Here is a 26,293-nt window from a genome sequence, read left to right as displayed (position 1 = left end):
AGCCGCTGCCTTCAACTTTGCTAAGTTGTTGAAGGCTTTTTATTGGGCCTTGAATAAATTCACTACAAATACCCGCCAATGTCTAATTTATTCACCAAGTTCATTGGTGCTGAAGTGAATTCTTCAGGTTCGACTATTTATTATTAGGATCGCTGCTGTTATTGACCGGCGGTATTTTCCAAAAACGTGCTTTCCATACACAGCGATTAAAGAACAAGCCTTAACCACTCCAACAAGATAAATCCCAAAAATAGCAGTTATTCTGATACCGGTTTTTTTTGTAATTTTCTTTGTAGGGTTCGGCGGTGCATATTCAGGGCCTTGGCGGTTTGGGTTATGTTGCCGTTATGGTCTTGCAGAACCCGTTGAATATGCTCCCATTCGAGGCGTTTTGGGGACATGGTTTGGTTGTCAATGTCGGTGCCGGGTCTGGTTTCGTTGAAGGCATAGAGAATCTCTTCGGTGCTGACCGGTTTAGTGAGGTAATTGATTGCGCCCAATTTAATGGCATTAATGGCGGTGGCAATAGAGGCGTAACCGGTCATCACCACAATATGCATGGTCGGGTCATGATTTAACAAATCCGCGGTTAACACCAAGCCCGATTCCTCACCCAGTTTTAAGTCCACCAAAGCCCGATGAATACGGTGCTGTTTACAGATTGCGAGTGCACTGTGACTGTCGGCGGCTTCATAAACATGATGATAACGGCTCATAACCCGTTTTAACGTGGCTCTCAGCACCTGATCATCATCGACAATCAACAGGGTTTTCATGACGGCATCCGAGCTAAAGTGATGGTGGTTTCTGCACCGCTTGGGTGCCGTTGAAAACGTAAACTGCCACCCGCTGAGCGCAAAATTCGGCGACTTAGTTTAAGACCAATACCTAAGCCGGAGGTTGGATTAAACTGCTCTCCGAGACCATTATCACGAATGCTCAACTGTATTTGATTCACCTGTGGTTCGACCCGGATGGTAATGTGCTCAGCCTGTGCCGCAGCTGAATTATTAAGCACATTTAATATCGCCAGTTCCAATAAAGCGTCAGTCATCACAGGCTGCTGGCAATCGCCATCAATCCTGACACGAACTTGCCGATGGTTGTCACAGAAACGGTCTTTAATATCATGCAAAAGTAATCCTAAATCGGTGATGTGGGAATTTAAATAATTCGGATCATTGGCCAACTCAACCATTTCACGGATGATGCCCTGACAGCGTTGTACTTGCTCATCAATCACCTTTAAATCGGCCTGTCTGTCCTTCGCTGTAAGATCCGGCGAAGCCAATTCAGCGGCCAGTAATTTTATGCTGTTCAGCGGTGTGCCCAGTTCATGAGCCAGTCCGGTGGCCATGGTGGCCATGGTCATGATGTGCTGATCTTCAGCACGCTGTTGTTCAATGGTCAATAATTGGTGGTTTTTATCATGAATGGTTTTCATCATTTGAGTGGTGATATAAGTCAACAAACTCGAAATCAAAACAAAACCAACCCACATACCCAAAACATGGGCATTAAACGGCTCATGTGCGCTGTGCATACCGGTATTGGTCATCGGGGTCAGCGCCCATAGCACCACATAACTGAGGTTGCTCAATAAAGTGATGACCCAGGTAAAGCCGATGCTTTGACTGATGCCCGATAACATAATCGGCAACATTAAACACCAAATCAACGGATTTGAAATGCCATTCAATATCGCAAAAAACACAACCCAGACCAACAAATCAATCAGTAAAAGCCACTTGCCCCGGTGCTTGGCCAACAACCAAAAATGCCCGCCATAAACCAGCAAAACATAAACCACCGGCACCAACCAAACCCAGGGATTTTCAATTGAAAACCCCAACCAATCACCAAGCCACAACAGAATTAACTGACCCAGGCCGGTGAGGCTGCGGAATATGAGTAATTGGTTGAGCATAACTATCTTGGCGACTTGACTGAAAATCCTTCATTATAATCAAAACAGCCCACCACCTCATCCACTGCGACACGATGTCGCATTAATGTGCGCTTATAGGGATATATTTTTAGACTTTACTCAGAGAAATGGATGTGTCGCATTAAACAACGAACAACGACTTCGATAGCTGCGGTTTTAGCAAGTTAGGTTGGGCTGAGCAAAAACAAGTTTTCCTACGTACATTGGCAACCACCTAAAATCTAAAATATACTGAGATTTTAGGTGGTTTAAGACAATTCAAGTCGATGCCCTTGCTAAATCGAGGGTTTTTGTTATGAATACAGTGACTTACAGGAGTTTATTTTGTTAACGTTGGGACAGAAGTGGTATTGGGCTTCGCGTTACTCAGCCCAACCTACCTTGTTGACACGATACATAAAATAAGAATATGGATTAATAAAATCACATTTATTAATTTTGCTTTTGTTAAACTTGTTGAGATTCTAAAGTTAACATTTAAGTGAAAAAGTCAGTTTTAATTATTTCGAGCATATTGTTGTTTGTCATTTTCACATTGATAAGTGAGCACTATGTGAGTAATAAAACTCAGACTTGGCCAACGGAAATAGATAGAACAACAAATAAACCAATCAGCTCCTTCTTTAATGATTTTTACAAAGCCGCTACAAGTGATTACAGCCCGCCAAATGATGGATTAAAAAGAGTTGGTTCAGCTTTTCCTGATGCTAACCGAAGTAAATGTAAAGGCGTTACTAAATCATCAAATGATTTCATGACTGTCAACTTTGCGGGCTATGTTTTCGAATTTCCTTGCACTGTAAAACCCACAGGCTCATACAAGGTGGGGTATAACCCAGATGATTCAATTAACTTTCAGGAGTACAGCTTATATTTTGGAGTTAACTTAGGTCAAAAAAACTACGATGGAATCTGGTGGCAAGGTGATTTTAAAGACCGAGGAACAATAGGATTTCATGTTAATTTACACAGTAATGGCTTACCTGTTTCCAGAGATCCAATTAAAAAATGGTTAGATAATGCCGAACAAATCAACGACATCCCTAAACAAAACCTGATTATTTTTTACAACAAAGATCGAAGAAGAGTTCGCGGATTTATAAAAAACAAATTCGAAAATGATGAATATATCAGCATTAGTTGTGATTTGTACGGCAATCCTGATCCTCATGAAATTTTTATGCCCTTACATAATATTGGCGATAAATCCATATGTAACGCTTATTGGAGCTTAACTGACACTATTAAAGTCAGATTACTTAACATCAAATCAAAAAACGCTTATCACTTCGATTTATTTTACAAGGCTATTAATAAGGGCTTAAAAGAAGCCATAATAAAAATACCAGAAGTAACTATAAACCAACCAACGACCCACGAAATTAACTCAGGAGAAGATGGCGTTTCAACCTCAATAAGGGAATAACCTACATTCAAGGCGAGCGCCATTGGAATAGAAGGTTCACTGATTTTGGCAATACAACTGTGGTCTATGAAATGTTAGCGAGGTAGGTTAGCGCTGAGCTTGCGAAGCCCAACATCAATGGTTGATTTAACGAAATTATTTGTTTTTAGGGCTGATTGTTGATTCTATAAATTGAACATTATGGTGTAATTGAAGCTTGTGGTGTTGGGCAGCGCGATACTCAGTCCAACCTACCTTGCTTTTAAAATCTGAAAGACAAAAAGGCCGTTATCGGATATAACGGCCTTGAATTTTTATGTGCTTTTTAATCCCAACTCAACGCCCCACCGGTTTGGTATTCAGTGACCCGGGTTTCGAAGAAATTCTTTTCTTTGCGTAAGTTGGTTTGTTCATCGAGCCAGGGCAGGGTGCATTTTGCACCTGGGAATGGTTCGTCGATGCCTAACGAGCGGGCGCGGCGGTTGGCGATGTATCTGAATTGTTCGCAATGGTCTTCGGCGGTGTAGCCGAGGATGGGGCGTTTGAGAATGTAACCGGCGTAGATTTTTTCGGCGGCTTCGGATTCTTCCCACATATGTTTAACCGCGGCCGGATCGAGTTTAATGTCGTTTTCTTCAATCATTTGCTTAACCACGCGAATACCGAATGAACAGTGCATCACTTCATCGCGCATGATGTACTGGAGCTGTTCGGCGGTGCCTTTCATCAAACCGCGGCGCTGCAACGCGAAAATTGGGCTGAAGCCATTATAAAACCAACAACCTTCAAAAATTGCGGCAAAAAACATATACGACAGGGTAAAGTTGTGTAATTCATCACGGTCGCGTAAGTCAATGTCCGGCCGCATCACGGAATTCAGACGGCGATTGGCCACTTGAATCTTTTGGTTGATTTCCGGCACCACCCGATAGCGGTTATAAATTTCACTTTGGTCGAGGCCAATGGTTTCAATGCAATGCTGATAAGTCCAGGTATGCAGGGCTTCTTCGTACACCTGACGTGCCTGATAAATCTGTAATTCAGGTGCCGCCATTTTTTCCATCACCGCAAGGCCAATGTTGCGCATCGCTAAAATATCGGAGGTGGTCAGATAAGACAACACATTTTGATAAACGTGTTTCTCGTCGTCGGTGAGTTTTTTGTGATAGTCATGGACATCCTGGGTCATATTAATGTCCAGGGGCGTCCAATGATTTTTATTGGCATTTAAAAAATATTTCCATGCCCATGGGTATTTGAAGGGTGCCAGTTGGTTAATATCGGCCATACCGTTGACAATGCGTTTGTCTTCTGCGCGCACCGGTGCAAAGTTATTTTCGCCGATTTCCATCCGATATTCACCGGTGACGCCTTCAATAACGCGGGTATTACTACTTTCTGGCTCTGCGTCGATAGATTCATTTTCAGGCGATGCACTTTCCGGTGGCATCGGCTTTGTGTCATTGTGTTGATTTAATCCTAAGGGATCGTCCCAATTCATTGTTCTCTCCTCATTAAATGTTTACTGACAGGCATCACAATCCGGCTCTAAAATCGAGCAGGCGCTGGGGGCTTGTGAACCCGGTACGGTGTTGGTTGTTTGGTTAGAGCTGGATTCCACACTTTTTTCCATGTGGGTGGCGCCCATGGAGCGTAAGTAGTAGGTGGTTTTTAAACCCCGGACCCAAGCCAGTTTATATAAATCATCCATTTTTTTGCCCGATGGATCGAGCATATAAAGGTTTAAAGACTGGCCCTGATCGATCCATTTCTGGCGACGCGAGGCGGCTTCCACCAACCACCTGGGATCAAGTTCAAAAGCGGTGGCATATTTGCTTTTTAAATTATCCGGAATGCGGTCAATTTGACGCACACTGCCTTCAAAATATTTCAGATCATTGAGCATCACATCATCCCATAAATCCAGGGCTTTTAAATCGTCCACAAGTTGCGCGTTGATGACTGTAAATTCACCGGATAGATTGGATTTAACAAACAGGTTTTGAAACACCGGCTCCACTGATTGTGACACGCCACAAATGTTAGAAATGGTGGCGGTGGGTGCGATGGCCATGGTGTTGGAATTACGCATACCCTGATGTTTAACTTTTTCACGCAATCCATTCCAGTCCATTCGCATGGACTCATCTTGCACCAAGAACTTTCCGCGTTGCTGTTTCAATAAGGCAATGGAATCGATCGGTAAAATACCCTGTGACCACAGTGACCCATCGTAACTGGCATAACTGCCACGTTCTTCGGCCAAATCACTGGAGGCCTGAATGGCGTAATAGGACACGGCTTCCATACTTTCATCGGCGAATTCAATCGCGGCTTCGCTGGCATAGGCCAAATCCATTTTAAACAACGCATCCTGGAAGCCCATTAAACCCAAACCAACCGGCCGGTGCCGTAAATTAGAACGGCGTGCCTGTGGTACAGAATAGAAATTATAATCAATGACATTGTCCAGCATGCGCATCGCCGTGGTAATGGTTTTTTCTAATTTGCTATAATCAATACCATCCGCTGAGATGTGCTGGGGCAGATTAACCGAGCCCAGATTACACACAGCGATTTCCTCATCAGAGGTATTTAAAGTGATTTCTGTACATAAATTTGAGCTGTGCACCACACCGGCATGTTGTTGTGGTGAGCGAATATTACAGGGGTCTTTAAAGGTAATCCATGGATGACCGGTTTCAAACAGCATACCCAACATTTTGCGCCATAAATCCACGGCTCTGACGACTTTAAAGTTATTGATGTGGCCTTGTTCGGCTTGTTGCTCATAATATTGGTAGCGTTCTTTAAAGGCTTGACCGTATAAATCATGTAATTCCGGCACTTCTTCCGGTGAAAACAAGGTCCATGATTCATCCAAGGCCACCCGCTCCATAAACAAGTCCGGCACCCAATTGGCGGTATTCATGTCGTGGGTGCGGCGGCGATCATCACCGGTGTTTTTGCGCAGCTCTAAAAACTCTTCGATGTCCATGTGCCAGCTTTCTAAGTAAGCACACATGGCGCCTTTGCGTTTACCGCCCTGGTTAACGGCAACCGCGGTGTCATTGGCGACTTTTAGAAACGGCACCACCCCCTGGGATTCGCCGTTGGTGCCTTTAATATGCGCACCCAATGCCCGCACCCGGGTCCAGTCATTGCCTAAACCACCGGCATATTTACTCAATAGGGCATCGTCTTTTATGGCGCTAAATATGCCATCCAAATCATCGGGTACGGTGGTTAAGTAACAACTGGATAATTGTGGTCGTAACGTGCCTGAGTTAAATAAAGTCGGTGTTGAACTCATAAAATCAAATGAACTCAGCAAATCATAAAACTCAATGGCGCGCTCTTCACGGTCCACTTCATTAATGGCCAGACCCATGGCCACCCGCATAAAAAAGGCTTGCGGCAATTCAATCCGGGTTTTTCCGACATGAATAAAGTAGCGGTCATACAATGTCTGTAAACCTAAATAGGTAAAGCGTTTATCGCGTTCTGGTTTAAGCGCTGAAACCAGTTTATCTAAATCATATCGTCCCAATTCCGGGTCTATTAAGTTTAAGTCGATGCCGCGTTGTAAATACTTTTTAAAATACACCGGGTAGTCTTCCTGCATGTCTTTTTGGGTGGCTTCATAGGTCTCGCCGTAAATAAACGACAGGGCTTCGCGGCGAATACCATCCATTAATAAACGGGCACTTACGTACGAATAATTCGGATCTTTTTCAATTAAGCCTCGCGCCGTCATCACCAGCGCCGCATTGACATCTTTGGCGGCCATACCATCAAACAAATTACGCCGTAAACCTTTTAAAACTTGTTCCTTTTGTACGCCTTTTAAACCGCGAGTGGCTTCGCTAATTACTGTTTCTAAGCGCGACATATCCAAAGGCTGTTTTTCGCCGCTGTCAGAAATCACATGTAACACATCTTCAACCGCCGGTTTGTTTTTATCTGTTTTGGCGGTGGCTTTGGCGCGTTTTTCTGCTTGCTTCTCACGATACAGAACATAATTTCGTGCCGCTTTATGCTCACCAGCCCGCATCATGGCTAATTCCACCTGATCTTGAATGTCTTCAATATGGACCGTACCACCGTCATCCATGCGTCTAAACAGCGATTCAAAAACCTCTTCGCTGAGTCGTTCAACGGTTTCACGGATACGAGAAGAAGCTGCGGCTTGGCCACCCTCCACCGATAAAAAGGCCTTAGTTACAGCGACTTTGATTTTACTTAAATCAAAGTTGGTGGTTTGACCATTGCGGCGGATAACGCGGTAGCGGCTTGTGGTTTGTGTTTCGCTGGTGGTTTTATCTATATGCTCTGAGTGCGGCGGCATGTTTTGTGGTTGCTGATCGGTATATTCCATTGTTTTTTGGCTCTATAAAAAAATGACAATAATTTAAAAAATAGTATCAAATTGATAATTATTAATAATATTTTGCAAAGAGGATGATACGGATTTTTAAATGTTATGCCAAGCGCTATTTTGTCAAAACCATCAGTAATATTTTTAATGTTATTTAATATCAGTTACTTAATCGCATAATTAGAAATAAAATATAATACAAACATTAAAACAATCGTTTTATACGATGTATTAATATTGTTATATTTTTTTTTAATTTCTAAATTCGCAGTAACTATATTGTTATACGCTTCTTAATGATAATCATCCGCATTTAGGAGCTGTCTGATTTAATTCCTAAACTTAGATTAATTTGATTTATGTGATGGATTCTGGGATTTTATGCTGTTTAAATTGTCTGGTTTTGTACCAAAACCGCAACAGATTCAGCACCGCAGCAGCCGATAATCCGACGATTATGCCAATCCATAAACCCGGCGCCCCCATACCCATGGGGAAACACAGATACCAGGAGGCAACGAAGCCCAACAACCAAAATGAAAACAGATTACTGTTCATGATAAAGGTCATGTCTTTAATGCCACGTAAAGCACCGGCAGCAGCCACCTGAATACCGTCTGACAATTGAAAAACGGCCGCATAAAACAATAAACTGACGGCAATGGCCGCCACTTCACTGTCATCGGTATAAAGATTAACAATATCTCCTGCGAACAGCAATGTCACTGACGCCGAGAACAATTGGGTGAATAACACCAGGCCAACACCTAAAAATCCGGCGTTGGTGATGTCGTTGGTGTTTTTTCGGCCAACGGCATTACCAACTCGAATGGTGATACCCATGGACAAACCCAAAGGCACCATAAATAATAAAGAAGAAAAGTTCAGAGCTATTTGATGCGCGGCCACCACCATCGTCGCTAAGGATGATGACAACAGAGTAATCACCGAGAAAAAACCCACCTCCGCGAACATCGACACACCCACCGGTAAACCCATTTTTAGTAACCGCATAATCACGTTCCAATTGGGTGGATCAAAGCGACTAAAAATTTGGTAACTGCCGATGATTTTATGTTTTTTGATGATTAACACGTACACCAGCATTTGGCTGATGATTACCAGAGCGGAGGCATAGCCGGTACCGGCGGCACCCAATGCCGGAAAACCAAAATGTCCGAACATCAGTATCCAATTCAAAGGAATGTTCAGTAACAAGCCAACAAAGCTCACATACATGGTGGTCTTGGTGATCGATAAGCCATCCGCTAAATAGCGAAAACACACAAAAAACGACAACGGTAAAACACCCCAGCCAATGGCGTTTAGATAAGCAATCGCCTCCGGAATGACCTCTTCTTGGGTTTTAAATAGGGTAAAAATCGGATCGACCATGCGAATCACAACACTAAACAACAAGCCCAATAACAAGGCCAGCCATAAAGCCTGCCTAAAAAAAGGCGCCACCTCGTGATGCATTCGCGCACCATCCTTTTCCGAGACAATCGGTGGAATCACCATTAAGGTGCCAAACACAAATAAAATCACTGTTGACCACACGGAACTGCCCACCGCCACCGCAGCTAAGGTGGTGGCACCTAATTGACCGGCCATCACGGTATCAACAAAGGTCATACCAACCATCATCACCTGACTGATAATTAACGGCAGTGACAGGCGAATGGTTTGTGTCAGGTGGTGTTTAACGGATAAAGATTCCATATTATTAACAAGTAAAGTGTTAAACTGCGTATAGATTTATTGGACTGCTATGTTTATGGACACAAATCACCCACAAAAAGCGTTTGTCACCGGTGCCACCGGTTTTTTAGGCCGTCATTTATGTCGTGAATTGACGCACCAAGGTTGGCAGGTGGTTGCTCTGTGTCGAAGCTTACCAGAAAATCCCTTACCTGAGGTTAACTATGTGAAAGGAAATATTCTTTCACTGGCTTCATTAACAGAAGTCATCCCAAAAGACATTGATGTCCTGTTTCACACCGCTGCTGATACCGGCACCTGGTCAAAAAACAATGCCCGACAAACCCTCACTAACGTTACCGGCACACAACATATTTTACAGTGTTTAAGCGACATGAAAAACACCCGCTTAGTGCATGTTTCTTCGGTAGCCACCTATGGCATTAACCACCGTGATATGGTTACCATCAGCGAAGACACGGCGGCTGAAGGTTTTGTCAGTGATGTCAATTATGTCCGTTCCAAAGCCCAGGCCGAACGCTTAATAGCACAACATCAAAAACTTGATTGGGTGATTGTTCAACCTTCCCACATAATCGGCCCGCACGATCACCACAATTGGATTCGGCTGTTTAAAATGATTATCAATAACAACCTGCCAAGCATTCCACGTGGTGCCGGCTCCTTTGCCGATGTTCGTGATGTGGCAAAAGGTTGTGTGTTAGCGGCCACCAAAGGTCAGTGTCATAACCGCTATATTTTGGCAGGTCATAACCTCAGCTTTGAAGCTTTTATTGCCCATGTGGCGAAAACTTTTGGTGTGAATGTGGACTATAAAAAGAAGCCGCAATGGCTGCTTAAACTGGCAGCAAGAATCCAGAGTTTAATGTCTTACTTTAGTAACCAACCTCCGGATCTCACGCCTGAATCTTTGCAGCTAATTACGCATCGTTATGCCGCAGATTACAGCAAAGCCATCACCGAACTGGGCTATGAAACCACACCCCTGAATGCCAGCTTAGCCGACATAAAACAAGACCTACAAAACAGGGAAATATTGTAGGTCAGCTATCCTCTTAATAAGCTAAACAACTTTAGTTTGCGCTGAATCAAACACTTCTTGGGCGTGTTTAAATTGGGCATTGGCTTTTGACACATACAATAAAACTTCGTCCACATAACCATCGGTTGAGGCCGACCAGATACGGTTAATATAACGCTCACCGGCAGCAAAAGAGCTCATAATATCAGCAAAAGCCTGAATGCCGAACAGGTGTTTCATGCTGTCACGGGCGTCAGCAAACTGCATCAAATCTTCGCGAAATAAACGATCTATTTCAAACCGCATATCATAGGTTGGAATACTGTCTTTACGGCCATCTAATGCTTCTAAATTTGCCACAATTTTGTGCAATGACTGACTCAAAATAACTTGGTTATTTTTTAGGATGTCACCATGGGTGGCCGCTTTTTTGGCTTCTTTAATGTACAAAAAAGCACCAATAAAACCAAGTGTCATAATGGGCACAAAATAAGTCCAATTGACTTCAGTTTCATCCAAAGAAGTGATAAATGCACCGCCTAAAAAGGCCAGCACCACAAAACTAAAAGAAATATTTTTCATCTGTATGCTCCTTATGAGGCTGTTGCAATGACATAAACGGCGTTACCGACACCCACCAGCGCTTCACCGACAATCAGACCGGCGGCAATCGGAATGCCTTTACCTTCTGACCATGATTTACCTTTGGTGCGATCAACGACTTCGCGGATTAAAGTACCGATGGCATAGGTTAGAACAATACTGAATGGCAGATAAAAACCTAAACCGACGGTAATCCCTAAACCCGCTTGTAATAAAGACAAGAGACCACCGAGGACCGCGCCGGCAATGTATTTCGCCGTCGGCACATCACCACCGGTAATACCTTCAACCATCGAGGCCAGAGCCTGGCCTTGCGGTGCCGGGAATTCTTTACCACCGAGACCAAAGGCCTCATGCAACATAAAGATTAGGATAATCACCACAATCGGGCCTAACCAAGCGCCCATAAACTGACCCAGCTGCTGCTGGCGTGGTGTGGCACCGACCAAATAGCCGGTTTTTAAATCCAGCATTAAATCTGTCGCCTGACTCATCGCCACACAAGTCGCTGCCCCCACGGTCACCGCTGCCACAATCGCCGGACCGGTACTCATACCGCCAAACATCTGGGTGATCATAATGAGTAAAGTCACCGCAATTAAAGTCATACCCGATAACGGCGACCAGTTGGTGCGACCAATGGCTTCAGACAATATAATTCCTGCCATCCAAATCCATAAAGTGCCTAATACCGCCATTAAAACACCGCGTGCTAAACCGACTTCCTGAGCAGAAGTCACTGCCATCACACCCAATAATATGGCCGCACCCACCACCGCAAAATACAGTAATTTAATGGGCATTTCATCTTTACTTAAAGCCATGTTATCTTTACCTGATGATTGCATGGATTTAATCGCTGATTTAATCAAAGGCAAGGCAAACAGTACACCAACGATGGCGCCGCCAATTAACATACCAATGCCCGTGGGTCTAAATAACATCAGGCGCAATTGATCAGGGTCGGTAACCGCGACACCATCGACCACCGGGAACATGCCGGTGACATCTAATAACGGCGCCAACACCCAATAACAAACAAAACCACCGATAATAAAGGCCAAGCCACCGCGACCGGCAATAAAAGCAACACCAATGGTCATTAACGACAAGTACCAGGTGCCGTTAAGATATTCGGGTAAACCCAATTGTTCAAACAAAGGCCAATATTCGACCCCTGAGGCCAGAGAAATCACATGTACCACACCGGAAAACACCATGGCACCCACCAATAACATGGCTTTACGGATACCGGCACCGGGTGATTTTAGAATCGACGCCACCGCCACACCGCCGGGATAGGTCAGGCGCTCATAATCAATCATCTGTTTACGCAAGGGGATAATAAAGGCAATCCCCAAAAACGCACCAGCAATGGCACCAAAGGTTAACACATAGGGATTAAAATCCATGCCGTAGCCGAGAATAAATATCGCCGGTACTGAAAACATCATGCCCGATGAAGCACCGTTAACGCCCGAAGCCACAGTTTGTGCGACGTTATTTTCGACGATCGAACGGCGGCGCATCATACCCCGTAAAATACCAAAACCCAATATCGCCGCCAATTCCGAGCCTTCAATCGAAAAGCCCAGTTTCAACGAAGCATAACCAATGGATATCGCTAAAATAACCCCCAGGAAATAACCGACAAGCACCGCATGGGGTGTCAGTTCCGGGTAAGGTCCGCGGGTAATGGGACCGGCGGCGGTTTGCTTTTCAGACATGCTGTTCTCCCGTTTTTTTGATTAAATTAACTGGCCATTGTCTTTAATGACCCAAAAAGGCAAAAATTATAGCATAGCAAAACAACCACCAGTTGACGAATTAATTAACTGAGGTTTTTAATCAAATCCGCCACCGCCTGAGCCCACTTTTGATACGTTTTAGGCCCGGGATGAAAACCGTCATTCGCCACATCTAAGGGTTGCGGTAAATTACGCACAGCTAAAAATGAGGTTTGCGGAAATTTTCCTGACAATGTTTGTAACTCATTATTAAACAACGTTGCCCATGACCCAAGGTATTGGCGCAATGGCGTGGGCAAAGCCGGAAACAAGTGCATCGGCGGTAATCCAGAAATAATGACTAATTTTGGTTTTAGTTTGTTATGAATGGTTTTTATCAGTAACTGTTGTTGCTGACGCCATTTTTTTACACTAATTTGACCGGTCACATCATTAACACCCAAGGCTGTGACCACCACATCAAAAACCCGGTCATCTGTCCATTGCTTGTCGATGGCGTACTGTAAACCCATTAATGCATCACCGGTTTTGGCACCGGTTTTTGCCTGAAGTTGGTAGCTGATTTGAAAATCTGCTTGTAACGTCTGTAGAATCTGACCCAATAAAGCGTGTTGTTGTATATCCACACCGACCCCGGCAGCGGAAGAATCACCCAGAATAAGCAACCGCATAGATTCACCGCTACCAACTTGGCCGTTTCTGGCTCCGGTTGGCTCAGGTAAAATAAGCGTGCGTTTTCTGACTTGTTGCCCTTGTAACCATAAAATCGGGCCTAAGCTATATTTTAAGCACGACAGGCCAACGGCTTTCATCAGGTTTTATTCAGCCACGGTGTTAAAAATCCGATCACCGGCATCACCTAGACCGGGCAGAATATAGCCCACATCATTTAAACGCTCATCCACCGCCGCAACGGTCACTTTAACATCGGGATGTTGGTCGATTAGCTTTTTCAGACCTTCGGGCGCGGCCAATAAAAATACACCATGAATGTGTTCACAGCCCACCGCTTTTAAACGCTCAACTGTGGCCAGAAACGTCCCGCCGGTGGCCAGCATCGGATCAATCACCAAAGCCTTTTTATCGGTCACATTCGGTGCCCACTTTTCATAATACGCATGTGGTTTCAGGGTTTCTTCATCACGTTCAAAACCGACCACCGACACCGAAGCACCCGGCAACAGATCTAAGACGCCATTGAGCATACCTAAACCGGCGCGCAAAATCGGTACCACGGTAATGCCACTGTCATCTAATCGTTGAACCTGGGTTGATCCCGACCAGGTGGTGATGGTTTCCTGTTTAAGGTGATATCCGGAAATCGCTTCATAACACAACAAATAACTGAGTTTATCCACCACCGGACGAAATTGTGCCGGTGAGCGGTTATGCTCTCGAAGCTGGCCGATTAAGTGTTGTACTAAGGGATGTTTTATTTCATTAACTTGCATAAGCCATTAAACGATGAAAACAAGTATTGTAGCAAATGATTGTTCAATTTATGTCTCATTCAATATCGGCGACAAACTACCTTTAATTAATCGCTCAACCCGTTCAAAATCTAATGCATCCACAGTGTCTATATCGTGGCACAAACGATCTAATAAGCGGGCTTGTACCCGACCTCGGGCATAGGCTTCGGCATAGGGTATGCGATGAAACATGACCATTGAATAGCGTGGAATAAAGTAATGAGGCCACCTTTGTTCTAAGGCAAAGGCCACTTGTTTTTTAAAATGAAACTGCGGATCATTCACTGAAGCGCGCATTTCCACATAGTTTTCTAATGACATATCCGCAATGGCGTCGGCATTAGCTTGACGCGCCATTTGCACCGTTGCAAATAAGCCCGACCAATCATGATTGCTGTGCGCGAGTGCTTCCATTACCGCCACACAATCTTCAAATCCGGCATTCATGCCCTGAGCGTGAAAGGGCACCACCGCATGCGCAGCATCACCCAACAATAAGACATGATCCTGATACCATTGTTGACATCTGACAGTACCTAATTTGCCCGTTGGGTTGTTAAAATAATCCTGTTCTAATTTCGGAATAAACGGTTTGATATCCGCAAATTGCTGATCAAACAAGGCATGTAAAGCCGTGGCATTATCAATGGATGCAAAACTTACCGGGCCGGTTTTTGGCATAAATAGGGTCAGAGTGAAATCACCGCCCGGATTGGGCAGGCCAATCATCATATAATCATCGCGCGGCCACACATGCAAAGCGTTTTTGTCCAATTGAAAATCACCCTTTTTATCCGGTGGCAGATACAATTCTTTATAGGCGTGATCGAGCAATTCGCTGTTAAACGCGGTGGCGTTATCGGTATTTTGTTGCATCTGCTGGCGCGTCATACTACCGGCACCATCACAAGCCAGCAAATAATCAAAGTCAATGTGCAAATCGACATCACGGTGACTGAATTGACAGCGGTTACCGTTAAAATCAATGCTGTCGCAACTGTGCTCAAAATAGAAGGTCACCAAACCGGTGGCCTCAGCTTCATCGCGCAGCAAACTCACCAGTCCGGCTCGTGAGACCGAATAAATGGCTTCATGATCACGCGAACCATATTTCTGTAAGGTTTGTTCACCCTGCTGATTGTGCAACATGCGACCACGCATCGGAATCAAGAGAGACTCCGCTTTGTCCAATACATCGGCTTGTTCCAAGGCATGGCGACCACGTGAAGCCAGTGCCAAGTTAATAGAACGACCGGCGGACATTGCCTGTTGACGAATATCGGGTAATTTGTCGTAAACCCGAACACGATAACCTTTCTGTGCCAACAATAAAGCCTGTAAGGACCCCACCAAACCGGCACCCAGGATGACAATGTTTTCAGATCGTTCGCTCATAATTCAGCCACCAATGTTTCGACAAAACGATAGGCGTCAAGAAAGCTGTTATACAACGGTGTCGGTGCCACTCGGATCACATCAGGTTCACGCCAATCCACCACAATACCGGCATCCGTTAAGGCCTGATAAACCGCTTTACCCGGTTTGTCAGATTTGATAACCAATGATAATTGGCAACCCTGGGCGTCTTCGGGGGTTAAGATTTGCACTTTATCACCACAACAATCTTCCAGCATCTGCCGCAAAAAGCTGGTTAACTGCTTCGATTTAGCAGTTAACGTCTTCATTCCGCCGGCTTCTTTAAAAACTTCCAGGGAAGCCCGTACTGCCGCCAGCGATAAAATCGGCGGATTCGATAACTGCCAGGCATCGGCACCCGGTGCCGGTTTAAATTGATTGTCCATATCAAATCGACTGGTTTTTTCATGCCCCCACCAACCCTGTAATCTGGGTAAATCCTTATCATGGTGTTTCTCATGCACAAAAGCACCGGCCACCGCACCAGGCCCACTATTAAGGTATTTATAAGAACACCAGGCGGCAAAATCCACCCCCCAATCATGTAACGCCATGTCAATATTTCCGGCCGCATGGGCCAAATCAAAACCCACAGGAATAGCGTATTGCTGCGCCTTTTTTGTAATGGCTTCCATATCCAGCACCTGACCGGTGTAATATTGCACACCCGGCAGCAAAATCAAGGCCAGTTCATCGGCATTTCGTTCAATGGTTTTGAGAATATCTTCGGTCTGCAAAGTAACTTCACCTTCACGTGGCTTTAGTAACAGCAGGTCAGTTTCGGCATGATAACCATGCCAAGCCACCTGCGAAGCCGCGGCATAATGATCAGAGGGAAACGCATGGTCCTCAATAAGAATTTTTCGCTTTTGGCCTTGCGGTCGATAGAAGCTGGCCATTAAAAAATGTAAATTGGCCGTCAGCGAATTCATATACACCACTTCCGACGGTTTTGCTCCGACTAAATCGGCACCGGTTTCCTGTAAAAACTCATGGTAAGTCATCCAGGGGAAATCCCCACTGAAATGCCCGTTAACTGCATCTTGTTGCCACTTCTGCATCTCCAATTGCATGGCTTCTTCAGTTTTTTTAGGCTGTAAACCCAGGGAATTACCACAAAAATACACCACCGCTTCATCTGCATGTCTGGGAATGTGGAATTGACTTCTGAAACCAGACAGACCGTCTGTGGCATCTAATTGATCGGCCTGTTGTCGGGCTTTTGTCAGGTCTTGAGATAAAGTCATGGCGCATTCAATTTTTAAAAAACTCATTATAAACCATGCGTTTAAAGGGTGCGATAGTTGACTGGTCTTGGAGCTTTGTTTTTTTGTGACAAGACTATTTATAAAAAACATGTCATTTTTTTGTATAAAAACCGTAATATAATAGTAGTAGACCTCAAAAATGAGGCATCACATTTATGGAGAGGACCATGAAGCACATGACAATTTTTCTTATGCTTACACTTTCACTGGTATTTAGTGGCTTACAAGCCAAACAAATACTTTCAGCAGAGCAGCAATTACAAATTTACCAGGATTTAAACGCTGAAAACTTGATTACTGAAGAACAATTTAAGCACAGAGCCAAGCAACTAAAAAACCAATTAGCCAAACAAAAACCTTTTGTAAAAGGTTCAGGTACAGCTAAAATCACCGGTCAAGTATTCAGCAGCGGCTCTTTGGTAAGTGGCTTACTTGTGAGTTTGTATAACGCTGATAGTGAAAGCTTCATTGAATCACAAAACACAGATTCACTTGGCGGTTATTCCTTTGAAAACTTAGTTGCCGGTAATTATTATGTGGGCGCTTTTGATCAAGTTGATAATTTCGTTAATGCCATTTGGACAACAACCGGAACACAATTCCATAATCACTACGACCCACCAGCTGATAGTCATATTTCCTTGGCTTCCGGCGAAAGCTCTGTCGGTCATAATTTAAACTTAACAATTGGTGCAACCTTGACCGGATACATTGTCGATAGTATCACCAATGACCAGGTCGATACCCTGGATCTTGTCATTATTAAACCCAATGATCCATCATTTTATTGGGATTTGGATGGTGCAATTCAATATGATGGATTAGGGAAATATACAATCAGCGGCATTCCTGGAGGTACTTACCAGGTTTTCTTAGATCGCTGGTCACAGAATACCCAGCATATTCCAGAAGTATATAAAGGCATTCAATGTAATAGCTGTTTATACTCAGCTTTAGAAGGTATCGGTGAGCCGGTGACTTTAATCAATGGTGTCACCAAATCTGATATTGATTTTACTTTGGAAATAGGCGCTAAAATACAAGGCTTCGTTTTGGATGCAAGCTCGTCACTACCTTTGGAAGATCCGGGCGTTGTGTTGTTCACTTCTGATAATGGTTATCATGTCCAATATATAGCGGTAGAGGGTACTAATTCAAATCCTTCTGCAACCGGTGCCTATTCAATCGGTGGCTTATTACCCGGCACTTATTTTGCTGAGGGCAGTAACTCTAATCCCAATGCTTTTCATGTAAGAGAGCTTTATGCCGATAGACCTTGTCCTTTTTCGGGTTGTGACCGGATGAGTGGAACACCGATTACTGTAGGCTCAAAAGAGCAACGAGGCGGCATTGACTTTTTGCTGGATCATGGCGGTCTTATTACGGGAACCGTTACTGATGAAATCAGTGGATTGCCAATCACTGGAGAGCGGCCTTTTGTACAATTTTATGATATGAACGGTCATGTGGCCGGTGGCGCTTACGCTAACCCAGTCACTGGTGTCTACACGTCAGCAAAGGCTTTACCTGCAGGCAACTATTCAGCCCGCACAGGTGATATGTTTGCCGGTAACTTTATCTCCGATTATATTATGCAAAAATATGAAACCACCGGCAATATTGACTGCCCGGGTGTGACCTGTGATTTGACCGCGGTTAACATAACCGTTAATGCTTATGACCCTCTGTCGGGATCACCTGATCCGGAAGGGGATGCCACCACCACGGGTATTGATTTTGCGCTCAACACAGGTCTGAGCTTTTCCGGTGCCATCACTGATTTAAGCACCGCAGCACCTTTAGCAGGTGTCCACGTTTTAGTATATGATGACAATGGCTTGTTTGCCCATTGGGCCACCACAAATGTCAATGGCAATTTCACTGTTCCAGGTTTACCAGCCGGTACTTATTACGCCAAAACCAACAATGGTTCGAACTTACCTTTCCCTGGAATTCATCCTGCAGCAGCGGGCTCTTGGGTCGATATACTTTATGACGGCATAAGTTGCCCCGGATCCGGCTGTGATGTCACCACCGGTACGCCCATTGTTTTGGGTGGCAGCCCAGATGCCGGCCAGAAAAGTGGTGCTTATTATTCCTTTGGTTTAGCGCAAGGTGGTAGCCTGGCCGGTCGATTATTTCACAGCGAAACCACAGTCGGCCTTTCCAACATTGATGTCAATGTATATAACAGTCAAGGTGAATTCTACGGCAGCTATGAGTCAAATAATGGTAAATGGAAAACTTCAGGTTTACCCTCGGATACTTACTTTTTGGTCACCCAAGGCCGTGGCGCTCTGGTCGATGTCAAGTACGGTGGCGATTATTGTTTTGATGGACTATGCAATCCATTAACCGCAGATCCTATTGTTCTCAGTGGCAATTATGACATCACCAACATCAATATGATTTTGAAACCGGACTTTATTTTTCGATCCGGATTAGATTAAGTTTTTAATCCCTGTTCACGATAAGCCGCCGAACAAGGCGGCTTTTTTTATGGCTTATCTTGCTGTGCTTCGGCTTCTTCTTTCACATCTGAAAACTCGATGTCTTCATCGATGTTTTCCTGAAACGCTTTAACCCATGCGTTTCTTAAAATATTCACAAAGGTTTGCCAGGCGCCGGCTTCGACATTATTTAAATCACCCTCGAAGGGAATTTTTGTGGCAACTTTGTCGGTGGACTGGTTTTTAAGAATAAATTTAAAAACACCGACCACGCCTTCCCATAAGCGCCTGAAAAAACCATCACCCTGATCAATCAGTTTGGCGTCGGTTAACAGCGGTTTTAAATAGCCTTTCATATAACCATCCGCGATTGCCACTTCACTAAATACATCCAGCTGTCCAGAGGCAAAATCGACATTGGCATAATGCAGGGTCAGGCTGTTTAAGGCAGTTACATTAATCTTCTCAATACTGAGACTGACATCCATATCAGGAACCTGTTTAACGATGTTAACCCGACCTTCTAAGGCGGTTCGGCCTTGACCGATGGTGACAGCCGTGGCTTTAATCGGCGAGGGCAGATTTTGTTCGTCGCTTTTCACCAACTGTAAATTATCCGCCGTTAACTGCAGTTGATCCATGTAAATATCTAAGGTCGGTTCGGCTTTAACTTTAACCAGACCCAGGCGCCCGTTTTCAATGTTTAAATGGTTAATATCAATCGGCACCAAATCATCCAGTGCGTCAGTCCAATCCTTGGTATCGGGTTCTTCTTGGTTGTCTTGAAGCTGGTCTTCAAAGACGTAAATTAATTGCGGTTCATTGAGGTATATTTCACTGACAATTTTACCGTTGAACAGGGCGCGCCATTGAATGGAAATATCGGCCTGTGGGATGGTTAAAAATGGCACGTCAGTTTTGGCATCACGTCGCTGTAAACGTAAATCATTGACCACATAAGCACCACGAATCAGGGCAATATCAATATCCGCCACCGAACCTTGATAACCGGGCAAGTCATTGAGCACCTGATTGACATGGTTTTTAACTAAAGTGGGTAAATACAGCCGAAAACCAATAAACACAACCAACAGCAGCAACAAAAAACCCAACCATCCGGCTTTTCGCTTTTTTTTCTGTTGACTGAACATATTGCGACGCATGTTCAGGATTATAGCAATACTCTGTTAACAATCCATTAACCCAAATCCAGGGTTGAGGCATGAGTTAGTGGCAACAGCACCGGATTGGCCGGTACCGCATTAAGCTGCCAGGCTGCCACTTGCAAGTTTAAACAATACAAACCATCGACCACCTCATCCGGCACATAAATCATTTCTGTGATGGTTTTATGACGTTGATCACCCTTTAACCATCGGCCCTGTTGGTCAATCTGCCAGAACAGGCGATGATTACTGAGCATACCGTCATCATACATTTTATCAATACTGGGCATATCCACCAATAAATGTTCAATATCAGTTTCATTAACCAACCACTGCATCGCTTGGTGGGTAAAAAAGGGCGGTTGCCATTTGTCCCCGTATTGTCGCCATTTTTTACTGTTATCATTAGGTAGGGTTCTGATAATCAAAGCTTTTACGACCTGTAAGTAATTATGGACACCCGACAACATATCTTGACAAATCACCGCATCCCGGTCGCTGATTGCCGGGGTATAGCTTTCACTACCTTGATAATTCTGAGTCGGTTGTACGGTCAAGACATAGGCTTTGACTAAAGGAGACTGAATCACCTGATAAGGCGCGAATTGCTGATTATTATCTTCGATAATATGGCCTATGGTCTCTGTGTGGGTACCATTACAATGTGGATTTAACGTCACTTGCTCCGCGTTACAAGAACCACCTTGTGCGGTATCGCCAATAAATTCACCGCTTTGCATGGCTTGTGCCGTTGCCGGCGGGGCGCCGAAATGGTTTGGCTGTGGCCCATTAAACTGGAGCGGAATGGCCAGAGAAATACCCGATGGCGCCATGGTGTTGTCAGTCATTAAATTGCGTGGCGCTTAAATTGAGCCACTCCAAGGCCGTGCCGGCCAACAAGCGTTGTTTTATGCTGTCATCATACGGCATGGAATGAATCAGTTGCCCCGGTTGTAACTCACCCAAAGGAAACGGGTAATCGGTCCCCAAGGCCAAGCGATCAGGCCCCATTAAATTCACCACATAATCCAGCATCTGAGCTTCATGTACCAGGGTATCCAGATAAATCCGGTCTAAATACTGCTCCGGTGAAATGTTATTATCCACCGCCACCAGATCCGGGCGCACATCAAATCCGTGTTTAATGCGCCCCAAAGTGGCCGGAAACGAACCACCACCATGGGCAAAAGCAATTCGCAAATTCGGCAAACGTTCTAACACGCCGCCAAATATCATCGAACAAATGGCACGCGAGGTTTCTGCCGGCATGCCCACCAACCACGGCAACCAGTAATCGCTCATGTCTTTTTGTCCCATCATATCCCAGGGATGCACGAACACCGCTGCACCCAATTCCTCGGCGGCGGCGAATACTTCGAACAATTCCGGGGCATTGAGATTCCAGTCATTAACATGGCTGCCAATTTGCACACCTGCCAGTCCCAGTTCTTTGACGCAACGAGTCAATTCTTTCACCGCCAAATCCGGCGCTTGCATCGGCAAAGTGCCTAAACCGACAAATCGCCTGGGGTTGCCGGCCACTGTGACAGCCATATCATCGTTTAACAATTGTGATAAATCATGGGTATCGCGGCCTTTGGCCCAATAGGAAAACATCACCGGTACCGTGGATAAAACCTGCACATGAACGCCATGGTCATCGCACTCCTGTAAACGGGTTTTGGGATCCCAGACATTGGGCTCAACATCCCTGAAATGACGGCCATCTTTCAACATCTTCGCACAACCGCAGCCATCGTGCTGTAATTGTACAAAACCGCCATAACCATAACGTTCGGCTAAATCAGGCCATTCTTTGGGTAAAATATGGGTGTGTATATCGATGGTTAACATTATAACTCCAATTGATTGCTGTCCGGCATTACTGTACCGCACTGGTCACAGGCGCGTAATTGTTCATCGGCAAAAAAGCGGTCAAACACCGGCAAAAAGTCTTTTTCAATACTTCGTAAATGAAAATATTCTTCGTACAACTTATGGTTACAGTGTTCGCAGTACCATAACAACCCATCTTGTTCGTCGGCCAGCCGTTTACGCTCAACCACTAAACCGATGGAATCGGCATATCGTACCGGCGAGTGGGGCATTTTCGGCGGCAATAAGAAAATCTCCCCGGCTTTAATGGGATAATCCACCACCTGACCGTTTTGCTGGGTTTTAAGACACATCTCACCTTCGAGCTGATAGAAAAACTCAGGACCTTCATCATAGTGGTAATCCCGTCGACCATTGGGCCCGCCAACCACCATAATAATAAAATCGTCTTGTTCATAGACCTGTTTATTACACACCGGCGGTTTAAGCTGATCACGGTGTTCCTCAATCCAGGCTTTAAAATTAAACGGCGGTAGCGGTTTAAGCATGGTTTGTTCCTCCGGGTTTGTAGGCCATACATTTTAATTCAACAGCAATCGGCGTTGGCAGCTTATTGACCTCAACTGTGGTGCGACAAGGCTTGTTATCGGTGAAGTACTCAGCATAGACACGATTAAAGGTCTTAAAATCATCATCCATATTGGTTAAAAACACCGTAATATCCACCAAATCAGACCACTGGGCTCCGGCGGATGTTAACACCGCATTTAAATTAGTAAATAGTTGACGGGTTTGGGTTTCAATACAATAGTCAGCAATCTGCCCCTGATCATCCAGCGTCACCCCCGGAATGTCTTTTTGCCCCGCAGCCCGTGGCCCCATACCTGATAAAAACAGAAAATCACCCACTTGCCGCGCATGTGGGTAAGGACCAACCGGTTCCGGGGCTTTCTCAGCCATGACTTCTTGCATATTTTGCACCTCATTTAACATTGTTACTGGACTTAAACTTATCAGAAGCAGACAATAAAACGACATTTTTCAGCGACTGTCTTCATAAGCATTGTAAAAGATAGCCCGCTCAAATGCCAAATTAAAGCACACTGACAAAAAAGAGGTCATCAATCATGAAACGCGTTTTTAAATATATTGGGTTTTTTCTACTCACCATGCTGCTGTTGGCAGGCTTGTTCTTTATTCATGTCTGGTATTTTAAACCTTATGACATCAATTTATTCTTTGGTAAAACAGCCATTAAATTTGTTAAGGATAGCCCCGAAACCTTATCCTCGCTAAGGGTACTGGAACCACTTGGCATTGATGGTCACAACGCCAAACTTGATGATGCCAGCATTGAATCCGGTGATAAATTGATGCGTGATCTTCAACAAACTTACGACACCCTCATGTCATATGAAGATGCCGATTTAGATCCCGCTGATAAAATGTCAAAAGACGTCATGGCCTCCTTACTGGGTCTGATGGTGGAAAACCAACGCTTTCGTTTTCATAACTATCCCGTGAATCAATTATTCGGCGTACAAAGTAATTTCCCTTCTTTTATGGAGAGTACCCACCAGATTGAAGACAAAGGTGATGCTGAGGATTATATTGCGCGCTTAAAAGCCGTGGAGTTAAAATTTTCACAAGTGCTCGAAGGCTTGAAACACCGTGAACAACTGGGCATTTTACCACCCCAGTTTGTGGTCACAAAGGTGGTGGATGAAATGCAGGGTTTTGTTGAGACAGCGCCTGAAGACAATATTTTAATGATCAGCCTGTTAAAGAAAATGGAGAAAGCCAAACTGGATGAGTCAGCACAACAAAAATTGGCGCAAGAAGCCAAAAAAGTTATCGAAACCGCTGTTTATCCTGCCTATCAAAATCTAATTGATTACTTTATTCATTTAGATAAAAAGGTTGATGAGAATAATGGTGTTTGGGATTTACCGGACGGTGATGCTTTTTATAAAACAGCCTTAGAATTATTCACCACCACACGAACCTCTGCCGATGAGATTCATCAATACGGACTCAGTGAGGTGGATCGAATTCAGGCCGAAATTCTTGCCGTGCTTGATCAGGAAGGCTGGGACACCACCCGGGGCTTTTCAGCCAGCATCGAAAATCTGGCCAACAGCGAACAATTCTATTATTCAGATTCCAAAGAAGGCCGGATGCAAATTCTGGCCGATTATGAAACCATCTTAGATGACATTCAACCGGAGTTGGCTGCGGTATTTTATGACCTGCCAAAAGCCGACATGGCAGTACAACGCATCCCTGAATTTAAAGAAAAAACCTCACCGGGCGCTTACTACCAAGGACCGGCCATGGATGGTTCACGTCCCGGCATATTTTATGCCAATCTCTACGACATCAAAGCCACACCAAAATACGGTATGATGACTTTAGCCTACCACGAAGGCATTCCCGGTCACCATTTTCAAATTGCCATTCAACAGGAACAAGAAGATTTACCATTTTTCAGACGTCTTATTCCGTTCACCGCTTATTCAGAAGGCTGGGCCCTTTACGCCGAGCGCCTCGCTTATGAAATGGGCTTGTACGAAGGCAAGCCTTACGACAACATCGGCCGTTTACAAGCCGAATTGTTCCGCGCGGTTAGACTGGTGGTCGACACCGGTATCCACGCCAAACGCTGGAGCCGCGAACAAGCCATTGATTATATGCTGACCAACACCGGCATGGCCGAATCCGATGTCATCGCTGAAATTGAACGCTACTTCGTCATGCCCGGCCAGGCAACTGCCTATAAAATGGGCATGCGCCATATCCTGATGCTTCGCGAACGAGCCCACAAAGAACTCGGCGATGAATTCGATATCCGCGACTTCCACCGCGTTATCCTCACCAACGGCGCCGTGCCACTGACCATTATGGAACAGTTGGTGGATGAGTATATTGAAGAGAAAAAAGCGTAAATTTAAAGTCAAGCACAGTGGTTTGTTTGTCAAACCACTGAGATGATTTACACTTAACCACCACAAGCAGCCTGAGCGTGTCGAAGGCGGTGTATTTTTTATTAATAACTTGGGCACCTCTAAATAGTGGCTTCGACAGATTCAGCCAACTGAAATTTTTCCTGAGTCGCCGTCATTATCGGACTGCCTTCATGGCCCCTACTTTTGATGACCCTCACAAGGAGGTGAGAGGTAGAACCGAGACGGGATCAGAGGTCAATACCGATAATCTCATTAAGTTAAACTCTCATTTAAAATTTATAGTCGATATTGATATCAACGCAGAAGCTTCAACACCTTTTTTCGGACTGAATAAAACAACTATCCGTTTTTTAAGCAGCACCGATACAGAAGTTAGTTTTGACCCACATAAAGCAGATACAATGAATTTATTGAATTATCATGAATAACAAATAACATGATTTAAACCCAATTTCATGTATCTGTTAAAACTAAGACTGAGCAAGGACAGACCTTCAAGCAAACAAGTTTATTTATGACACTGTCTAAAAACGTCTATAATAATGTGACTTATCATCGAGCAAAACAATGATGAATCTCACCGTACTGTATCCTCAACCTAACGATGTCGATCAATTTGAATCTGATTACGCGGATCACATAAAACTTTTGCATGAGAAAACAGGTTTACCCAATGACGCTAAACCTTACGCAGTAACCCGGTTTTTATCCGGCCCGGAAGGTAAGCCGCCTTATTATTTGATGTTTTGCATGCCTTTTGATTCGGGCGAAGCGCTGAATGCGGCCATGACCAGCCCCGGAATGCAAACGGTGGCGGCAGACGCCGGACGAATTTCAACAGGTGGTGCACCAATGGTTTTAATCGGTCAGCCAAATTGAGATCAAAAGTCCGGT

At 44.6% G+C, this 26,293-nt stretch carries 22 protein-coding genes; 6 read left to right on the top strand and 16 right to left on the bottom strand.

The features are described from left to right. Nucleotides 1-257 precede the first annotated feature (257 nt). Both OS173_RS08680 and OS173_RS08675 read right to left on the bottom strand, forming a co-directional pair. A complete protein-coding gene (locus OS173_RS08680; RefSeq protein WP_267183885.1) occupies nucleotides 258-776 on the bottom strand; it encodes a response regulator transcription factor in 519 nt (172 codons plus the stop codon). Continuing rightward, nucleotides 773-1,927 (bottom strand): sensor histidine kinase, encoded by a 1,155-nt coding sequence (locus OS173_RS08675; protein WP_267183884.1) that lies wholly within the window; start codon nucleotides 1,925-1,927, stop codon nucleotides 773-775. Before OS173_RS08675 ends, OS173_RS08680 begins: the two co-directional genes overlap by 4 nt. 574 nt (nucleotides 1,928-2,501) lie before the next feature. Here OS173_RS08675 and OS173_RS08670 point away from each other — a divergent pair. Then, on the top strand, nucleotides 2,502-3,374 hold the full coding sequence (locus tag OS173_RS08670; RefSeq protein WP_267183883.1) for a hypothetical protein: 873 nt from the start codon (nucleotides 2,502-2,504) through the stop codon (nucleotides 3,372-3,374). A gap of 304 nt (nucleotides 3,375-3,678) precedes the next feature. Here the strand turns inward: OS173_RS08670 and OS173_RS08665 are convergent, their stop codons facing one another. From OS173_RS08665 to OS173_RS08655, 3 genes are all read right to left on the bottom strand, one after another. Next, nucleotides 3,679-4,854 (bottom strand): ribonucleotide-diphosphate reductase subunit beta, encoded by a 1,176-nt coding sequence (locus OS173_RS08665; protein WP_267183882.1) that lies wholly within the window; start codon nucleotides 4,852-4,854, stop codon nucleotides 3,679-3,681. A gap of 21 nt (nucleotides 4,855-4,875) precedes the next feature. Further along, on the bottom strand, nucleotides 4,876-7,731 hold the full coding sequence (locus OS173_RS08660) for a ribonucleoside-diphosphate reductase subunit alpha (RefSeq protein ID WP_267183881.1): 2,856 nt from the start codon (nucleotides 7,729-7,731) through the stop codon (nucleotides 4,876-4,878). A 357-nt stretch (nucleotides 7,732-8,088) separates the two neighbouring features. Further along, nucleotides 8,089-9,453: an MATE family efflux transporter gene (locus tag OS173_RS08655; RefSeq protein ID WP_267183880.1), complete on the bottom strand. Its 1,365-nt coding sequence runs from the start codon at nucleotides 9,451-9,453 to the stop codon at nucleotides 8,089-8,091. A 55-nt stretch (nucleotides 9,454-9,508) separates the two neighbouring features. Here OS173_RS08655 and OS173_RS08650 point away from each other — a divergent pair, with 55 nt between their 5' ends. Beyond that, complete coding sequence (locus OS173_RS08650; protein ID WP_267183879.1) at nucleotides 9,509-10,495, top strand: NAD-dependent epimerase/dehydratase family protein; 987 nt, start codon at nucleotides 9,509-9,511, stop codon at nucleotides 10,493-10,495. Between the two features lie 21 nt (nucleotides 10,496-10,516). On the opposite strand, the gene OS173_RS08645 is transcribed toward OS173_RS08650, so the two are convergent. The 6 genes from OS173_RS08645 to kynU form a co-directional block, all read right to left on the bottom strand. Continuing rightward, nucleotides 10,517-11,056, bottom strand: coding sequence for a hypothetical protein (locus OS173_RS08645; protein ID WP_267183878.1), 540 nt, complete (start codon nucleotides 11,054-11,056; stop codon nucleotides 10,517-10,519). An 11-nt stretch (nucleotides 11,057-11,067) separates the two neighbouring features. Next, on the bottom strand, nucleotides 11,068-12,804 hold the full coding sequence (locus tag OS173_RS08640; protein WP_267183877.1) for an OPT family oligopeptide transporter: 1,737 nt from the start codon (nucleotides 12,802-12,804) through the stop codon (nucleotides 11,068-11,070). 104 nt (nucleotides 12,805-12,908) lie between these two features. Next, nucleotides 12,909-13,637 carry an SGNH/GDSL hydrolase family protein gene (locus OS173_RS08635; RefSeq protein WP_267183876.1) on the bottom strand — a complete coding sequence of 243 codons (729 nt, stop codon included), beginning with the start codon at nucleotides 13,635-13,637 and terminating at the stop codon, nucleotides 12,909-12,911. A gap of 6 nt (nucleotides 13,638-13,643) precedes the next feature. Continuing rightward, nucleotides 13,644-14,276 carry a uracil phosphoribosyltransferase gene (gene upp, locus OS173_RS08630; RefSeq protein ID WP_267183875.1) on the bottom strand — a complete coding sequence of 211 codons (633 nt, stop codon included), beginning with the start codon at nucleotides 14,274-14,276 and terminating at the stop codon, nucleotides 13,644-13,646. Between the two features lie 48 nt (nucleotides 14,277-14,324). Further along, entirely contained in the window at nucleotides 14,325-15,692 is a 1,368-nt protein-coding gene (locus tag OS173_RS08625) for an FAD-dependent oxidoreductase (RefSeq protein WP_267183874.1), read from the bottom strand. Further along, nucleotides 15,689-16,960 carry a kynureninase gene (kynU, locus tag OS173_RS08620; protein ID WP_267183873.1) on the bottom strand — a complete coding sequence of 424 codons (1,272 nt, stop codon included), beginning with the start codon at nucleotides 16,958-16,960 and terminating at the stop codon, nucleotides 15,689-15,691. The genes OS173_RS08625 and kynU overlap by 4 nt, the downstream gene beginning before the upstream one ends. 188 nt (nucleotides 16,961-17,148) lie before the next feature. Between kynU and OS173_RS08615 the strand changes: the two genes are divergently transcribed. Beyond that, nucleotides 17,149-19,431 carry a carboxypeptidase regulatory-like domain-containing protein gene (locus OS173_RS08615; protein WP_267183872.1) on the top strand — a complete coding sequence of 761 codons (2,283 nt, stop codon included), beginning with the start codon at nucleotides 17,149-17,151 and terminating at the stop codon, nucleotides 19,429-19,431. A gap of 47 nt (nucleotides 19,432-19,478) precedes the next feature. On the opposite strand, the gene OS173_RS08610 is transcribed toward OS173_RS08615, so the two are convergent. The 5 genes from OS173_RS08610 to OS173_RS08590 are packed head-to-tail and all read right to left on the bottom strand — an operon-like array spanning nucleotide 19,479 to nucleotide 23,405. Next, nucleotides 19,479-20,594 (bottom strand): DUF748 domain-containing protein, encoded by a 1,116-nt coding sequence (locus tag OS173_RS08610; RefSeq protein WP_267183871.1) that lies wholly within the window; start codon nucleotides 20,592-20,594, stop codon nucleotides 19,479-19,481. A 35-nt stretch (nucleotides 20,595-20,629) separates the two neighbouring features. After that, the gene (locus OS173_RS08605) at nucleotides 20,630-21,445 is read right to left on the bottom strand and encodes a cyclase family protein (protein WP_267183870.1); all 816 of its coding nucleotides are present in this window, start codon (nucleotides 21,443-21,445) and stop codon (nucleotides 20,630-20,632) included. Next, a complete protein-coding gene (locus OS173_RS08600; RefSeq protein WP_267183869.1) occupies nucleotides 21,438-22,451 on the bottom strand; it encodes an amidohydrolase family protein in 1,014 nt (337 codons plus the stop codon). Before OS173_RS08600 ends, OS173_RS08605 begins: the two co-directional genes overlap by 8 nt. Continuing rightward, nucleotides 22,451-22,981 (bottom strand): 3-hydroxyanthranilate 3,4-dioxygenase, encoded by a 531-nt coding sequence (locus OS173_RS08595; RefSeq protein WP_267183868.1) that lies wholly within the window; start codon nucleotides 22,979-22,981, stop codon nucleotides 22,451-22,453. Before OS173_RS08595 ends, OS173_RS08600 begins: the two co-directional genes overlap by 1 nt. Beyond that, nucleotides 22,974-23,405 (bottom strand): RidA family protein, encoded by a 432-nt coding sequence (locus tag OS173_RS08590; RefSeq protein WP_267183867.1) that lies wholly within the window; start codon nucleotides 23,403-23,405, stop codon nucleotides 22,974-22,976. Before OS173_RS08590 ends, OS173_RS08595 begins: the two co-directional genes overlap by 8 nt. 155 nt (nucleotides 23,406-23,560) lie before the next feature. Here OS173_RS08590 and OS173_RS08585 point away from each other — a divergent pair, with 155 nt between their 5' ends. From OS173_RS08585 to OS173_RS08575, 3 genes are all read left to right on the top strand, one after another. Beyond that, nucleotides 23,561-25,378: a DUF885 domain-containing protein gene (locus tag OS173_RS08585; protein ID WP_267183866.1), complete on the top strand. Its 1,818-nt coding sequence runs from the start codon at nucleotides 23,561-23,563 to the stop codon at nucleotides 25,376-25,378. A gap of 191 nt (nucleotides 25,379-25,569) precedes the next feature. Then, nucleotides 25,570-25,827: a hypothetical protein gene (locus tag OS173_RS08580; RefSeq protein WP_267183865.1), complete on the top strand. Its 258-nt coding sequence runs from the start codon at nucleotides 25,570-25,572 to the stop codon at nucleotides 25,825-25,827. Between the two features lie 139 nt (nucleotides 25,828-25,966). Next, nucleotides 25,967-26,278 carry an EthD family reductase gene (locus OS173_RS08575; protein ID WP_267183864.1) on the top strand — a complete coding sequence of 104 codons (312 nt, stop codon included), beginning with the start codon at nucleotides 25,967-25,969 and terminating at the stop codon, nucleotides 26,276-26,278. Nucleotides 26,279-26,293: the final 15 nt, after the last annotated feature.

Origin of the sequence: Marinicella gelatinilytica (assembly GCF_026410405.1) — a bacterium.
GTDB lineage: Bacteria > Pseudomonadota > Gammaproteobacteria > Xanthomonadales > Marinicellaceae > Marinicella > Marinicella gelatinilytica.
This window is presented reverse-complemented; position numbering and strand designations above follow the sequence as displayed.